This is a genomic window from Sphingomonas sp. CCH9-E2 (assembly GCF_001557215.1).
GTDB lineage: Bacteria > Pseudomonadota > Alphaproteobacteria > Sphingomonadales > Sphingomonadaceae > Sphingomonas.
This window is the reverse complement of sequence record NZ_LSJM01000250.1, coordinates 1-15,519: the sequence shown is the minus strand read 5'-3', so window position 1 is coordinate 15,519 and position 15,519 is coordinate 1. Positions and strand designations below refer to the sequence as shown.

The 15,519-nt window shown below is 66.3% G+C and carries 15 protein-coding genes and 1 pseudogene; 8 read left to right on the top strand and 8 right to left on the bottom strand.

Translation table 11 applies throughout. The annotated features are described in order from the left end of the window. The 7 genes and pseudogenes from AX681_RS11745 to AX681_RS11715 all read left to right on the top strand — a co-directional run. A pseudogene (locus AX681_RS11745) lies at window positions 1–912 on the top strand (glutamine-synthetase adenylyltransferase); the annotation flags it as partial. A gap of 2 nt (window positions 913–914) precedes the next feature. Next, window positions 915–1,388: a peroxiredoxin gene (locus AX681_RS11740; protein WP_066658071.1), complete on the top strand. Its 474-nt coding sequence runs from the start codon at window positions 915–917 to the stop codon at window positions 1,386–1,388. Next, window positions 1,385–2,197, top strand: a complete 813-nt coding sequence (locus AX681_RS11735) for a ferritin-like domain-containing protein (RefSeq protein ID WP_066658070.1) — start codon at window positions 1,385–1,387, stop codon at window positions 2,195–2,197. The genes AX681_RS11740 and AX681_RS11735 overlap by 4 nt, the downstream gene beginning before the upstream one ends. Before the next feature lie 98 nt (window positions 2,198–2,295). Then, on the top strand, window positions 2,296–3,474 hold the full coding sequence (locus AX681_RS11730; protein WP_082737874.1) for a M23 family metallopeptidase: 1,179 nt from the start codon (window positions 2,296–2,298) through the stop codon (window positions 3,472–3,474). Window positions 3,475–3,592: 118 nt separating this feature from the next. Continuing rightward, the gene (gene erpA, locus AX681_RS11725; protein WP_066658075.1) at window positions 3,593–3,934 is read left to right on the top strand and encodes an iron-sulfur cluster insertion protein ErpA; all 342 of its coding nucleotides are present in this window, start codon (window positions 3,593–3,595) and stop codon (window positions 3,932–3,934) included. 7 nt (window positions 3,935–3,941) lie between these two features. Next, complete coding sequence (gene xth, locus AX681_RS11720; RefSeq protein WP_066658069.1) at window positions 3,942–4,715, top strand: exodeoxyribonuclease III; 774 nt, start codon at window positions 3,942–3,944, stop codon at window positions 4,713–4,715. Between the two features lie 196 nt (window positions 4,716–4,911). Next, a complete protein-coding gene (locus tag AX681_RS11715; RefSeq protein WP_066658067.1) occupies window positions 4,912–5,151 on the top strand; it encodes a hypothetical protein in 240 nt (79 codons plus the stop codon). 88 nt (window positions 5,152–5,239) lie between these two features. On the opposite strand, the gene AX681_RS11710 is transcribed toward AX681_RS11715, so the two are convergent. Then, window positions 5,240–6,400 carry a hypothetical protein gene (locus tag AX681_RS11710; protein ID WP_066658066.1) on the bottom strand — a complete coding sequence of 387 codons (1,161 nt, stop codon included), beginning with the start codon at window positions 6,398–6,400 and terminating at the stop codon, window positions 5,240–5,242. Between the two features lie 137 nt (window positions 6,401–6,537). Between AX681_RS11710 and AX681_RS11705 the strand changes: the two genes are divergently transcribed. After that, window positions 6,538–7,647, top strand: coding sequence for a fatty acid desaturase family protein (locus AX681_RS11705; RefSeq protein ID WP_082737873.1), 1,110 nt, complete (start codon window positions 6,538–6,540; stop codon window positions 7,645–7,647). Window positions 7,648–7,812: 165 nt separating this feature from the next. Here AX681_RS11705 and lptG read toward each other — a convergent pair whose 3' ends face one another. The 7 genes from lptG to proB form a co-directional block, all read right to left on the bottom strand. Continuing rightward, a complete protein-coding gene (gene lptG, locus AX681_RS11700) occupies window positions 7,813–8,916 on the bottom strand; it encodes an LPS export ABC transporter permease LptG (protein ID WP_066658065.1) in 1,104 nt (367 codons plus the stop codon). Beyond that, a complete protein-coding gene (gene lptF / locus AX681_RS11695) occupies window positions 8,913–10,112 on the bottom strand; it encodes an LPS export ABC transporter permease LptF (RefSeq protein ID WP_197421833.1) in 1,200 nt (399 codons plus the stop codon). The genes lptG and lptF overlap by 4 nt, the downstream gene beginning before the upstream one ends. Before the next feature lie 84 nt (window positions 10,113–10,196). After that, window positions 10,197–12,155, bottom strand: coding sequence for an ATP-binding protein (locus tag AX681_RS11690; RefSeq protein ID WP_066658064.1), 1,959 nt, complete (start codon window positions 12,153–12,155; stop codon window positions 10,197–10,199). A gap of 40 nt (window positions 12,156–12,195) precedes the next feature. Beyond that, window positions 12,196–13,386 carry a serine palmitoyltransferase gene (gene spt / locus AX681_RS11685; RefSeq protein ID WP_082737876.1) on the bottom strand — a complete coding sequence of 397 codons (1,191 nt, stop codon included), beginning with the start codon at window positions 13,384–13,386 and terminating at the stop codon, window positions 12,196–12,198. 68 nt (window positions 13,387–13,454) lie between these two features. After that, window positions 13,455–13,697: an acyl carrier protein gene (locus AX681_RS11680; RefSeq protein WP_066658054.1), complete on the bottom strand. Its 243-nt coding sequence runs from the start codon at window positions 13,695–13,697 to the stop codon at window positions 13,455–13,457. A 226-nt stretch (window positions 13,698–13,923) separates the two neighbouring features. After that, window positions 13,924–14,826 carry an NAD-dependent epimerase/dehydratase family protein gene (locus tag AX681_RS11675; RefSeq protein WP_066682297.1) on the bottom strand — a complete coding sequence of 301 codons (903 nt, stop codon included), beginning with the start codon at window positions 14,824–14,826 and terminating at the stop codon, window positions 13,924–13,926. 2 nt (window positions 14,827–14,828) lie between these two features. Next, window positions 14,829–15,519 (bottom strand): glutamate 5-kinase (gene proB, locus AX681_RS11670; RefSeq protein WP_156456083.1); only part of this gene is annotated, 691 nt, incomplete at its 5' end.

The window sequence follows — 15,519 nt, the reverse complement described above, 5'->3', positions numbered from 1 at the left end:
GTGGCGGAGGCAGCGCTGGCGGTGCTGGCGCAGGCGACGGTTGACGAATTCGCGGTGCGGCATGGACGCGTGCCCGATAGCGAGTTGGTGATCCTGGCGCTCGGGCGGTTCGGCGGCGGCGCGCTGACCCATGCCAGCGACCTCGACCTGATCTTCCTGTTCACCGGCGATCATCTGGCCGAGTCCGATGGAGACAAGCCACTGGGCGCGGTGACCTATTACAACCGGCTGGCGCAGCGCGTGATCGCGGCGCTGTCGGTGGCGACGGCGGCGGGAGCGCTGTACGAGGTGGACACGCGGCTGCGACCGTCGGGCGCGCAGGGGCCGCTGGTGGTCTCGCTCGACGGCTTTGCTCGCTATCAGCGCGAAGAGGCGTGGACCTGGGAGCATATGGCGCTGACCCGCGCGCGGACGGTGTTCGGATCGGCCACCGGGCGGGATGCGGTCGCGGCGGTGATCGCGCAGGTGCTGGCCGGCGACCGACCGCAGCGCGACATCGCGGCTGAGGCAGTGAAGATGCGCGCCGACATGGCTGCGCACAAGCCACCCGCCGGGCCGATCGACGCGAAGCTGTTGCCGGGCGGACTGGTCGATCTGGAGTTCGCGGTCCACACGCTGCAACTGATCCACCGGACCGGGTTCGCGCCGGGACTGAATGATGCGATCGCTGCGCTTGCGGAGCGGGGGCTGCTGTCGCCCGCGATCGGGGCGGCGCATGATTTCCTGACGCGTCTGCTGGTGACGATGCGGCTGGTGGCACCGGATGCGCAGCCTCCCGGCGAAGCGACGCGGGCAATGGTGGCGCATGCGATGGGTGCGGCGGAATGGCAGGAGGTGGTTGCGCTGCTCGACCGGCATCGGCAGGAGGTCGCCAAGGCCTGGGCCATGGCGGCGCAGGCGCAGGGGAGCTGACGATGCGGATTGAGGAAGGCGACAGGATTCCGGCGGTCGAGCTGATCGACCTCGACGGCAATGGTTTTCGGCTGGACGGGATGATTGGGGAGCCGCTGGTGCTCTATTTCTACCCCAAGGACGACACCGCCGGCTGCACCCGCGAGGCGCAGGATTTCAGCGCGTTCAAGGCGCAGTTCGATGCGCTGGGCGTGCGGCTGCTCGGCGTCTCGCGCGATAACACGATCAAGCACCAGAAGTTCGTGACCAAATATGATCTGACCGTCCCGCTGGCGACCGATCCCGATGGCAAGGCGCTGGAAGCGTTTGGATCGTGGGTCGAAAAGTCGATGTACGGGAAGAAGTACATGGGCATCGACCGCTCGACCTTCCTGTTCGATGCCGATGGCGTGCTGGTGCGGGCGTGGCGCAAGGTGCGCGTGCCCGGCCATGTGATCGAGGTGCTAGAAGCCGCGAAGGAGCTTCAGGGGGCGTGACCCGGACGGTGGCCGGGGCGGCGCGGGCGGTTCTCGTCGCCGCCGATCCGCTGGAGAAGGTGGCTGCAGCGCGCAAGGCCGCGCGCGACTGGCGTTTGGGGCGGCTCGACTTCAGCTTCGATGTGGCGATGCCGGACGAACCGGCACGGCCGGCGATGCCCGAACTGTTGCCGCCCAACCGCATGCCCAAGCGCGGCAAGGGCGGATCGGAGCGCGGGCGCGTAGCGCTGATCCACGCACTGGCGCATATCGAATTCGTCGCGATCGACCTGGCGTTCGACCTGATCGGACGGTTCGGCGGCCAGTTTCCGCGCGCCTTTACCGATGAGTGGATGAAGGTCGGTGCGGATGAAGCGATGCACTTCGCGTTGCTCGACCGGCGGCTGAAGCAGCTTGGCAGCCATTATGGCGCGATGCCCGCGCATGCCGGGTTGTGGGAGGCTGCGGTTGCGACTGCCGATGACGCGGCGGCGCGACTGGCGGTCGTCCCGATGGTGCTGGAGGCGCGCGGGCTGGACGTGACGCCGACTACGATCGCGCGGTTCGAGGCGGTCGGCGATCATGCGACCGCCGCGATCCTGGGGCGGATCTTCCGGGACGAAATCGTGCATGTCGGCACTGGCACGCGCTGGTTCGAATCGCTGTGCGCCGAACGCCGAATCGATTCGCGGGCGGAATGGCGCGCACTGCTGGATCGTTATTTTCGTGGAACGGTTAAGCCTCCGTTCAACGACTCGGCGCGCGAGTCAGCCGGTCTAACGCGCGACTATTACGAAAGCCTTGCCGGATGCGGGCCGATCAGTCTCTAACCCAATCCGTCGGATGCGGAGGGGCTGCTTCCTGACGTGATTGCTTAACGAAGGCGTGTGCCACTGAATTGGCGCGTGTCTGTGGTTGCCGGGGACTCATGGTCAGCACTACACTCAACGCGAATTTGGTAACGCGGTTCCGCGATCTTTTCACGACCCGTGACTTCATCTTTCACGACGGCCGCGATCTGAAGCGGTTCAGCGTTGCAGGCCGGACCCAGGCGATCCTCGCCGGTGTCGCCGCGATCACGGTGACCTTTTCCGCTTATGGCGTGTCGCAGGCCGCATTCGGCGCGATCATGGCGACCGGCGTTGCAGGCACCGCCGCGACGCCGGAAGCGCGGATGGAAAAGATGCGCGCCGAGATGAACCGGCTCGAAGCCGATGTCGCCGCGATCAAGGAAGCCGCCAAGGTTCATGCCGCGCGCGTCGAGCAGCGCCAGAAGATCATCGCCGGCGTCCTGACCGGCAAGGGTTCGCCCGCCGAAGTCGGCCTGCCGATCGAGGCCGTATCGGTTGAGGCCGATAGCGCGATGGCGCGTGAGGTGCTGGCGCCGCTCCGTCAGGTCGAGGCGCGCCAGGCACAGCTTGCGGTCAAGGCGCATCGCACCGCGCAGATCCGCTTGCACCTGACCCAGCAGCAGCTGCGGAAGATGGGCATCCAGCCCGAGCGATTCGTCGCCGGCGGCATGGGCGGTCCCTATGAGGCTGTGCCCGAAGGCGCGGTTGCAGCAGGTGGTGAAGCCAGCGCCGACGCGCAGTTCCGTTCGCTGTTCCAGACCTGGCAGAAGCTGGACGTGCTCGAACAGTCGGTGATCGCGATCCCGTCGCTCCAGCCGGTCGAGAATATGCGCCTGACCAGCACCTTCGGTGTCCGCTCCGACCCCTTCCATGGCGGTGCCGCCATGCACGCGGGCATCGATATTCCGGGACCGGTCGGCACGCCGATCTATGCCACGGCCGATGGCGTCACCGCCCGCACCGGCCGGTTCGGCGGCTATGGCAATCTGGTGACCATCAACCATGGCAAGGGTATCGAGACCCGCTATGGCCATCTGTCCAAGATCCTGGTCGCCCCGAACACCCGCGTGCGGCGCGGCCAGCTGATCGGCCTGATGGGGTCGACCGGCCGTTCGACCGGCAGCCATCTTCATTATGAAGTGCGAGTCGACGGCAAGGCGCTGAACCCGGTGCCGTTCATGCAGAACACCAGCGTGATCGAGCAGGTCGAACAGAGCGCCGCGCGGCTGCAGCTCACCGCCGTCGGCGGCAACTGATCCAAACGAGATAACAGGAGAGGGATGGGGGCCGCACCGGGATAACCGGGCGGCCCCTTTCCGTTTGGGCGGCTCCGTTTGGCTTGCGGCCATCGCTGCGCGCGCCTATCTGCGCTCTATGGCAACTGCGCTTTCCGAAGAGATCAGCCTGACCCCGTCCGCCGCCGCGCGCGTCGCGGCGATTGCAGCGAGGCAGGGCAAGCCCGCGACGCTTCGCCTGTCGGTCGAGGGCGGCGGGTGTTCGGGCTTTCAGTACAAGTTCGAGCTGGCCGATGCGCCCGCCGATGACGATGCGATCGCGCAGACCGACGGCGTCACATTGCTGGTCGATTCGATCAGCCTGGACCTGGTGCGCGGCTCCAGCGTCGATTTCGTCGAATCGCTTGGCGGCGCGGCGTTTCGCGTGACCAATCCCAATGCCGCGTCGGGCTGCGGCTGCGGCACCAGCTTCGCCGTCTGACCGCGCCTTGAAGATCGTCAGCTACAATGTGAACGGGATCAAGGCGCGCTTGCCGCGCCTGATCGAATATCTCACCGAGCAGCAGCCCGATGTGGTGTGCCTGCAGGAGCTCAAGTCGGCGGACGAGGGCTTTCCCGAAGCCGATATCCGCGCCGCCGGCTATGGCGCGGTGTGGCACGGGCAAAAGGGCTTCAACGGCGTCGCCATCCTCGCCAAGGGCATTGATCCGGTCGAGCGCAAGCGCGGGCTGGCGGGCGAGCCGGAGGACGAGCATAGCCGCTATATCGAGGCCGAGGTCAACGGCGTGGTGATCGCGTCGATCTACCTGCCCAATGGCAATCCGGTGCCGGGGCCGAAGTTCGACTACAAGCTGCGCTGGATCGACCGGCTGTCGGCGCACGCGCGCGATCTGCTCGCCGAAGAGCGGCCGGTGGTGCTGGCGGGCGATTACAATGTTATCCCGAATGACGACGACGTCTATTCGGTCAAGGCGATGGCCGACGACGCACTGATGCAGCCTGAGTCGCGACAGGGCTATCGCGCGCTGCTGGCGCAGGGCTGGACCGACGCGCTGCGTACCCGCTTCCCGGCGGGGCGGGTGTGGACCTTCTGGGACTATCAGGCCGGGGCGTGGCAGCGTGATGCGGGGTTCCGCATCGATCATCTGCTGCTCAGCCCGATTGCGGCGGATCGCTTTGTCGATGCGGGCGTCGACAAGGAATATCGTGGCCGCGAAAAGGCCAGCGATCACGCGCCGACCTGGGCGAAACTGCGCAGCTGAGCTGCGTCGCAGAAATTTGGTGAAAATTCCCGATAATCGGTGAAGAGTTTCCCGTTGGTCACGATCGTGACGAGCTAAGTGATTGATATTCCTTGGTCCTAGTGTTTGGCATGACTAATGCACTAACACAGCTGCGGGTAGAGCAGAGCAGCCAGCCGGCCCGCAAAGCCCCCAAGCATTCCCGAGGAGAACCATCATGCGCAAGTTCATCACTGCCGCCGCAGCCGCCCTGATCGTCGCCACCGCCGCCCCGGCGTTCGCGCGGGACACCGCGCCGTCGGCCCCCCAGTCGAGCGAAGCATCCGCACCCAAGGCCGAGACGCGCTACTGCGTCAGCGAGACGCCGCTCGGCTCGCGCCTGCCGAAGAAGACCTGCAAGACCCGCGCGCAATGGATTGCGGACGACAATTTCGATCCCCTCGCCCCGCAACGGTAACGAGGGCGCGGCCCGCGGCGCCCCCTATCGCCGCGGGCCGCAATTCCCGCAGCCGTTTCAGCTGCGTTGAACCAAACGCCAACGCGCTTCAGCCAAGTTCCTTGGCGTAGATTTGATAGACCCGGTTGACCTTGCTCTCGATCGTCTCGGCGATGGCGTTCATCCCCTGATTGTCGTCGAGCACCCAGCCAATCTCGCCCCGCGATGCCCCGAAGTCGGTGACGGCAGCGCGGCGGATATATTCGATCATCATGAAGGCGAGCTGGCTCGCCATGCGCGATCCCTGCAGCCGTTTGACCACGCCCATCAGCGGTACGCGCATCGTCCGCGCCTTGCCGCGGTGCAGCCACCACAGGAGCTTGGCCCAGCCCAGCGGGAACAAATTGCCGTTGAGCGGTGCGATTGCTTCGTTGAGATCGGGCAGGGTGATCATGAACGCGACCGGTTCGCCATCCAGTTCGGCGATGCGGATTAGCTTTTCGAATACGATCGGCTTCAGCTTCTTGCCGACATCGTCGATTTCCGGCTGGGTCAGCGGGACGAAGCCCCAATTATCCGACCAGGCGTCGTTGAGGATGCTGAGGATCAGTGCAGCCTCTTCGGCGAAGCGCGATTTGTCGACGGTGCGGATGCGGATGCGGTCGCTCTTTTCGCCCATCGCGACGATGCGCTGCACCAAAGGCGGGAAGTCCTTGGTGATATCCAGCTCATAGGTTTGCAGCTGCTTGACCGGGACGAAGCCCGCATCCTCGATATAGTTGCGATAGGCCGGCTTGTGATGGCCCATCATCACCGTCGGGGCGTGGTCATGACCCTTGATCAACAGGCCGGGCTCTTCCCAGATCGACAACGATACCGGGCCGATCACGCGGGTCATACCCTTCTTGCGCAGCCAGTCCTGCGCCGTGTTGATCAGAGCGCGCGCGACCGTCGCGTCCTCCGCCTCGAACAGCCCGAAAAAGCCGGTGCCGGGGCCGAAGCCCTGTTCTGCGGGCATTTCCAGCGCCAGCCGGTCGATATGAGCGGCGATACGCCCGACCGGGCGGCCATCGCGTTCGGCGAGGAACAGCTGCGCCTCGGCATGGCTGAACCAGCCATTCTTCTTGGGATTGATCGCGCCCGCGACCTCGCTGCGCAGCGGCGGCACCCAATTGGGGTCGCCGCGATTGAGGCGATAGGCGAGTTCGATGAAGTCGCGCGTGTCCGCCTTGCTGGCGACGGGGCGGATGGCGAGGGGGGCGTTGGCCACGAGATGGCACCTTATCGTTGATCTTGGTCAAAGCAGTCACGCCAAGCAGGCGACAAGTCAACCGGATGCGCGCGTGCCACGGGGAGACTGTTGAAATGCCACGCAATGGCCACGATCTATTGGCAATGCAGTATCCTATGAACACCCTCGCCCTTGATGCGGCCGTGCAGGACCGCGTGGCTGACGCGCCCACCGCGCCGGCGAAGATCCGCCTGTCGGGCATGGCCGATGACAAGGCGATGCTGCGCGCCGCGGCCGAACTGACGCGCGACCTGCAGACGCCGGATCCGCGCATTTACTGGAGCGATTTTCTGGGATCGGCGGCGCTTGGCTATGCCGCGCTGGCGGGGGCTATCCTCGCTCCGTCGCTGGGCTGGGCGCTGGCGAGCGGGGTGCTCGCGGTGCTCGCGCTCTATCGCGCCAGCCTGTTCATCCACGAAATCACCCACCTCAAGCATTCGCTGCTGCCGGGTTTCCGCGTCGGCTGGAACCTGCTGCTCGGCATTCCGATGATGCTGCCCAGCTTCATGTATGAGGGGATTCACACCATCCACCATACGCGCACGCGCTATGGCACGGTGGAGGACCCCGAATATCTGCCGCTGGCGCTGATGAAGCCATGGACGCTGCCGGTGTTCCTGCTGGTCTCGACGCTGATGCCGGTCGGCCTGTTGCTGCGCTTCGGCGTGCTGGGGCCATTGTCGCTGCTGTCGAAGACGCTGCGTCGGGTCGTCGTCGGGCGCTATTCGGGGCTGCAGATCAACCCCAAGTTCGAGCGCAAGTCGCCCGAGGGCGAGTTCGCGAAACAGTGGCGCTGGCAGGAAATCGGGGCGAGCGTGGTTGCAGTGGCGCTGATTGCCACGGTCGCAACCGGGGTGCTGCCGCTCAAGGCGTTCCTGACCTATATGCTCGTGATCTCGGGCGTGGCGGTGCTCAATCAGGTGCGGACGCTGGTCGCGCATCTGTGGGAGAATGAGGGCGAGCCGCTGACGGTGACCGCGCAGTATCTCGACAGCGTCAACGTGCCGGGCGGGTTCCTGCCCTATCTGTGGGCGCCGGTGGGTCTGCGCTTCCACGCGCTGCACCATCTGCTGCCGAGCTTGCCCTATCATTCGCTGAGCGAGGCGCATCGGCGGCTGTCGGAAGCGCTGGGGGCGGACTCGACCTATCAGGGTGCCAACTACCCCACGCTGCGCGGCCTGTTGGCGCGGCTGGCGGCGAGCACGATGAAGGTGCGGGCGGGCTGACAGCCGCTGCAGGTCCAAGATAAGATTGGGGCGGCGGGCGAATGCCTTGCCGCCCCTTTTCGTCTGTCGGGGGGCTTGAGCCGGGCCCGGGCTTCTCTTGCTCGACCGGCGCAGGCAGCCCGGCCCCGGGTCAAGCCCGGGGCGACGTTGGAGTGGGAAGTCCTGTTATTCCTCGCTCTTGAGCAGCACCGCTTCGCCGATCATCGCGAACAGCAGGAAGGGCGCCCAGGCGGCGAGGAAGGGCGGGTAGGCACCGAGATTGCCCATCGCCAGCGCGAAATTGTCGGCGACGAAGTAGAGGAAGCCGAGGCCCATTCCCAGCACCGCGCGGACGAACAGCTTGCCCGAGCGGGCGATGCCGAAGGCGGCGACGGCGGCGAGCAGCGGCATCAGCACGGCGGACAGCGGACCCGACAATTTGTGCCAGAGCGCGCCTTCGAGCGCCTTGGTCGGACGGCCGGCGGCGCGCAGATCGTCGATCGCTTCCGACAGCGCGCCGAACGACATGCTCTCGGCGTCGACACTGGACAAAGTGAACTGATCCGGGCGGACGCCCTGCGCGACCACGGTACTGCCCAGCGGGGTCAGCTTGCCGGTTGCGACGTCGAACCGCTCCGCACCCTCGACCCGCCAGCCCGTGCCTTCGCGGCGCCCGGTCTTGGCACGCACCAGCGACTTCAGCGCCGCGCCGTCGCGCTCGTAGACGGTCACGCCGCCCAGAATAGCGGCATCGCCACGACCCTTGATCTGCTGGGCATGGATCAGGTGGCTACCATCGCGCACCCACACATTCGATCGGTCGCCGCGGTCGATCGGGAGCGGGCCGTAATCGACCTTTTTCCACGCGGCGAGCGTGGTGCTGGCGCGCGAGACGATGCGGTCGTTGAAGCTGAAGGAGATGATCGCGACGCCCAAGCCCGCAATCATCAGCGGTGCGAGGACCTGATGCGCCGACAGGCCCGATGCCTTGAGCGCGATGATCTCGCTATTCTGGTTCATCGTCGTGAAGGTGATGATCGTGCCCAGCAGCACCGAAAAGGGCAGGAAGGTCGCGATGATCTGCGGCACGCGCAGGCTGACATATTTCCACACCTGCGCATCGCCATTGCCGGGATAGGCGAGGATGCGACCGGACTCACTGAGCAGATCCAGCGTCTGCAGGATCAGCACCAGCCCAATCAGGAAGGCGAAGGTGTTGATGAGGAACGACCGTGCCATGTAGAGCGACACGGTCTTCGACGGGAAGAAATCGGTGAGCGCGTGGATCATGCCGCCGCCTTCCGCTTGCGCCGGCCGGGCAGATATTTCGCCACCGACTTCCACGCCTTCGCAAAGAATTTCTCGAGCGCGCCGATCGGCTGGCCGCCGGGCACGAAGGCGATCGTGTAATACATCCAGAACACCAGGGCGGCGAAGATCAGAAACGGCCCCCATAACGCGATCAGCGGGTCGATCCGCCCGAGGCTGCCGATCGATTGGGCGTATTCGTTGATCTTGTGATAGGTGACGATCATCACGATCGACAGGAACACGCCGAGCGCGGAGGTCGATCGCTTGGGCGGGACGCCCAGCGCCAAGGCGAGGAAGGGCAGCAGCAGCATCGTCGCCACCTCCACCACGCGGAAGTGGAAGGTCGAGCGGCTGGAATCGCGTTCCTGCTCGCTTGCCTTGGGATCGCTCCCGATCTGCGCGAGCTGGGGCAGGGTCAGCTCCAGCTTGTTCTCGCCACGCTGACGGAACTGCTCGAACTTCGGCAGGTCGATCGGCAGGTCGTGCGCGTCGAAGGTGAGCACGCGCGGCACGTCGAACTTGGGCGACTGGTGGATCAGCGTGCCCTTGGTCAGGCGAAAGATGATGACGTCGGGATCGTCGGTGCGCAGGAACTGGCCTTTTTCCGCGGTCGCCGACACGATGTCGCCACCCGGCGCGCGTGCGCTGATGAAGATGCCGGACAGGTCGCGGCCCTCATTCTTGCTTTCCTCGATCCGCAACGTCATGCGGTCGCCGAGGTTGGTGAACTCTCCAACCTTGATCGACGCGCCGAGCGCACCGGTACGCAGCTCGAACCGCAGCCCTTCGTAATTGTAGCGGGCAAGCGGCTGGATATAGCCGACGATCGCGAGGTTCAGCGCGGCGAGCGCGATGGCATACATGAACGGAACGCGCAGCATCCGGCCATAGCTCATCCCCACCGCGCGCAGCACGTCGAGTTCGGACGTGGTTGCGAGGCGGCGGAAGGCGAGCAGGATGCCGAGCATCAGCCCGATCGGAATGCCAAGGCCAAGATATTCGGGGAGCAGATTGGCGAGCATCTGCCACACCACGCTGACCGGGCCGCCTTCGCTCGCTACGAAGTCGAACAGGCGCAGCATCCGGTCGAGCACCAGCAGCATCGCCGAGATCAGCAGCGTCGAGATCAGCGGGACCGCGATCAGGCGCGCCATGTACCGGTCGAGTGCGGTCATCGAATTGGTTCGCGCCTTCAAACTGATCACATGCCGGCCGCGCCGACGGGAATGTGTCCGCTATATCGAAGGTTGCGGGTAAATCTAGCCTGTCGCCGCGTCGGCATGTGTCTGGAACGCGATCGCATCCGCCAGCGCCTGTTCCAGACCGGCCAGGGTAAAGGGTTTGCGCAGCACGGGACGGCCCGCAAACCGGTCCTCTTCCCCCTCGCCGGCATAGCCGGTGACATAGAGGATGGCGACCGAGCGCAGCTGCGGCGCGAGCGCCGCGACCATTTCCGGTCCGGTCTGGCCCGGCATCAGCACATCGCTGATCACCAGGTCGAGCGCGCGCATCCCTGCGACGATGCGCGGCGCGGTCAGCGGGTCGCTGCACGCGACGGGGCGGTGACCCAGTTCCTCGAGCGCGGCCAGCGTGGCGGTGAGGACGCGCGGATCATCCTCCACCACCAGAATGTCGAGCGCGCCGTGCGGCCCTGCGCGCGGGCCGACGCGTTCGACGGTCGGGGCGGCGGTCGCGGTCGCGGCGTGGCAGGGGAGGAACATGGTGACCGTCGTGCCCTGACCCACGGTCGAGTCGATCCGTACCTCGCCCCCCGACTGGCGGACAAATCCGAAAATCTGACTGAGGCCGAGGCCGGTGCCCTTGCCGACTGGCTTGGTCGTGAAGAACGGTTCGAACGCCCGCTCGATCACCTCGGGCGGCATGCCGCTGCCGGTGTCGCTCACCGCGATGCGCACATAATCGCCCGGCGCGCACTCCCCGGCATCGTCGCCGTCGAGCGCGACATGGCCCGACGAGATTGTGATCGTACCGCGCCCATCCATCGCATCGCGCGCGTTAACCGCCAGATTGAGCAGCGCATTTTCGAGCTGCACCCGGTCGGCCCAAACCTTCCATTGCGTGCCTTCGCTGTGCGTTTCGACGCGGATCCCGTCGCCGAGCGTGCGGTCGAGCAGAACCGACATGCCCGCAATCAGCTCGGTCGGTTCGATCGCTTCGGGCGCGAGTGCTTCGGATCGGGCGAAGCCGAGCAGCTGGCGGGTCAGCGCGGCGGCCCGGTTCGCGCCTTCGGCCGCATTGTCGATATGGCGCTGCGCGGCGTCCGCACCATCGGGCAGGTTGCGCCTCGCGAGTTCGATGCCGCCCAGAACGACCGCGAGCATATTGTTGAAATCATGCGCGATCCCACCGGTCAGCTGGCCCACCGCCTCCATCTTCTGAACCTGGCGCAGCTTCTCCTCGGCGGCGGCGCGTTCGCGTGCTTCGGCCTGGAGCCCGGCGGTTGCGGCGGCGACGGCGGCCTGAAGCTCCTCCGACCGCGCGCGCTGCGCCTCGGCCTCGGCCGCGGCGGCGGCACGCTCGCGGATCGCCCGGACATTGAGCCAGCCCAGTGCGATCGCGCCGGCGGCAAGCAGGGCGCCGAACAGGACGAGATTGCGCGTTTCCTCCGCCGCGCCCGCTGCGGTCAGCCGCGCTTCGCCCGCGCGGGCGTTGAGCAACAGCCGTTCGGCATCGAAGATCGCGCCGGTTTCGCGCGACAGTGTGGCGAGATGCGGCGAGCGGCGGGCCTCGTTGTAAAAGGCGTAGGCCGCCGCGTTGCGGCCGCGGTCGGTATTGCGGGCGACTTCGGCCAGTTCGAGGCCGCGGGCATCATAGGCACTGCGCAGCCGGGTGGCACGGTCGACCTGCGCCGCATTGCCGCGCACCCGCCGTTCCAGCAGGCCGAGCTGGCCGCCGGCGCGCTGCCATTCGGCGACGAAATCGCGCCCCACCGCGCGTTCGCCGGCGACGACGTAGCGGCCCAGCGTCGCTTCGGCCCGCGCCATACTGGCGGCAAAGCTTTGCGCGAGGACCATGACTTCGTAGCTCTCCGACTGGCGGGCGAGCGCGGCCTGGTGCTGGGCGTCGGCATCGCGCTGGTTTACCACCAGCAGCGCGAGGACGGCGCAGCCGAGCAGCGCCACCACCGCCATCAACCCCACGCGCCAGTCCAGCGCGGACCAGCGGCGGATCAGGCGGGAATAGCTGGTCTCGCGCATGGCTGACTGTCTAGGCCCGGGCAGCAACCGGCGCCAGCGGTCAGGCGATGACGCCGACCGCCTGGCCCGCTGCCTTGAACATGCCCAGGATGCGCTGGATCTGCTCGGGCGTATGCTCGGCGCACAGCGAACAGCGCAGCAGGAAGGTGCCGGCCGGGGTCGCGGGGGGACGCGCCAGGTTTACGTAGAGACCGTTTTCCAACAGCGTCTGCCACATCGCCGCGCCCTGTACCTGATCGGTCAGGATCACCGCGATGATCGCGCTGTCGGCCTGTTCGGTGCCAAGCTTGAAGCCCATTTCCTTGAGCCCGGCATGCAGCGTGCGGGCATTGTCCCACAGCTGTTCGCGCTTCTTGGTCGCGGTCCTCAGCTTGCGGATCGAGGTCGCGGCGGTGGCGACGACGCTGGGCGGCAGGCTGGCGGTGAAGATGTACGGGCGACAGGCGAGCCGGATCGCCTCGAACTTCGGGTGGTTGGACACGCAGAAGCCGCCGACGGTACCGACCGACTTGGAGAAGGTGCCGACGATGAAGTCGACATCGCCCTCACACCCCAAAGCCTCATACACGCCGCGTCCGTTGGGGCCGTAAAAGCCCATCGAATGCGCCTCGTCGGACAGGACCATCGCACCATGCTTCTTGGCGACGGCGACCATTTCCTTGAGCGGGGCGATGTCGCCGAGCATCGAATAGACGCCCTCGATCACCACCAGCTTGCCGGCTTCGGCGGGGAGGCGGCCGAGCCGCTTGTCGAGATCCTCGACGCTGTTGTGGCGGAAGCGGACGATTTCGGCGACGCCCTGTTTGCACCCGTCATAGATCGAGGCGTGGCTGTCGGCATCGAGGATGATGTAATCGCCCTTGCCGGCCAGCGTCGAGATCATGCCGAGATTGGCCATGTATCCGGTCGAGAACACGATCGCGCCGGTGGTGCCGTAAAAGTCGCGCAGCGCCTGTTCGACCTCCATATGGTCGCGGAAGGTGCCGTTGAGCATGCGGCTGCCATTGGTGCCGCTACCGAACTTGTCGAGCGCTTCCTTGCCCGCCGCGATCACGTCGGGGTCAAAGGTCATGCCCATATAGTTATAGGTGCCGAGCAGGATCGTGTCCTTGCCCTTGATCACCGCCTCTGTCGGCGATTTCACCTGCTCCATCACCACCGCATAGGGATCGGTGAAGCCGGCATCGAGCAGCGCCTTGCGCTCCGCGATGATGGCGTCGAACTTGCTCATCAGATCGGGCTTGTCGCCCGTCAGCGGAGCCGGAGCGTCGGAAGTGGCAATGGCTTCGGTCACGTAGTTCAGCCCTTCAGCTTCTGGACCGCATCGACCAGCTGGCCGACGGTTTCGATCTCCGCCTGCATGTTCATGGTGATGATGATGTCGAACTCGTCCTCGATCGCCGCAACGAAATCCATCACCGTCAGGCTGTCCCATTCGAGATCGCCGGCAAAGGTCGTGGTTTCGGTCAGCGCGACGCCCTTCTTGTTGAAGGGTTCGATCTGGGCGGAGACGGTTTCAAAGATGTCGTTACGGTCGCTCATGCGCGGTCCTTACTGGTGTGGGCTGGCACTGCCAAGCGATTGCGGCGGAATTGCGGGAGGAGCGGGGCGGTGCCTGACACCCTTTGGAGGAGAAACTGACAATTTTGCGGTGTTGTCATGCGCGGTGTCAGGCGGTCGGCGTGACGCGATGGCGGGTGGGGGAGGGCCGGAACCATGGGTCGACCCAAGCAGTGAAAATCCAACATTTCAAGGGCGGTTGCGGTTCCTAAAGCAATCCGTTCGACCGGTACCAGTCCGCCGTTTCGACCAGCCCGTCGAGCGTCGCGATCTGCGGGGTCCACAGGTTCGCCGGCGGGCGGTGGTGCGGGGTCGCGGTCCAGTCGGGGTGGCTCAAATAGGCCGCGCGATCGGGCGTGAGCTTGGCATTCGCCTCGCGCAGGAAGCGATCGGCGTGGCCGACAAAGTGGAGCAGCGCGCGCGGGACGTGGAGCGGGATCGGCCGCTTGCCGACTGCGCCGCCGACCAACCGGGCGAACTCGGCATGGCTGTAGCCGCCATCGACCCCGTCGTCGCATTCATAAATGTGGCGGCCCGTATCGGTCTCCGCCATCGCGACCAGCAGCCGCGCGAGGTCGCGGACATGCACCAGCGACACGCGGCCTGCCGGAGGCAGCACGACAAAACCGAGCTTCGCCATGCGGAAGACGTCGCGCATCTCCAGGTCGCCGGGGCCATAGACTCCCGGCGGGCGGACCATCGTCCAGTCGAGGCCGGACTTGCGCACTTCGTCTTCGGCCAGCGCCTTGGAGTTGCCATAGAGCGACAGGTCCGGTTCGCGCGCGGATAGTGACGAGACATGGACGAAGCGGCGCACGCCTAGTCCCGCTGCTGCAGCGACCATGCGGTGCGTGCCGTCGACATTGCCGGTGATGAAGCCGGCGGGAGTGGGTGCGTTGACGACGCCGGCAATGTGGAGGACCGCGTCTGCCCCCTCGGCGAGGCGGGCGAGCGCGGTTTCGTCGTCCAGGCTGCCGGGGATCCAGGTGACGCCGTCGCGTGGCGGCTGGTCGCGGCGGGTGAGCGCGCGGACGCGATGGCCGCTGGCGAGGGCATGGTCGACGGTCGCCTTGCCGACGAAGCCGGTCGCGCCGGTGAGGGCGAGGGTCAGAGTCACAGCAACACCATATGGTTGCGATGCACCAACGCCGCGCGGGGGGAGTAGCCGAGGATTTCGCTTTGGTCCTCGCTACGGGTGCCGAGGATCGCCTGCGCTTCCCCCGCATCATATTCGGCGAGACCGCGTGCGATCGGGCCATTCGGGCCTTCGATGGTCACGAGGTCGCCGCGGAAGAACATCCCGCGCACGCCCGTGGCACCGATCGCGAGCAGGCTGCGCCCTTCGGTCAGCGCCGCTGCGGCGCCGGCGTCGATCGTGATGCTGCCCTTGGCGGTGAGGCGACCCGCCAGCCACGCTTTGCGGGCGCGCGTGCGTTTCTCGGGGAGGAAGATGGTGTGGCGGGCGTCGGCGGAGAGCGGGCGGTCGATCCGACCGCTGGCGATGGCGAGGCTGACCCCGGCGCTGGCCGCGATCCGCGCTGCCTCGATCTTCGACACCATTCCGCCCGATCCCATGCCGGACGCGGAGCCGCGATCGGCCATCCCCTCGATCCGCGCGTCGATCTGGGTGACCTGCGCGATATGCTGCGCGCCGGGGAGGGCGGGGTTGCGGTCGTACAGGCCGTCGATATCGCTGAGCAGCACGACGCCATTGGCATCGGCGGCTTGCGCGACGCGTGCGGCAAGGCGGTCATTGTCGCCGAAGCGGATTTCGGCGGTGGCGACGCTGTCATTTTCGTTGATG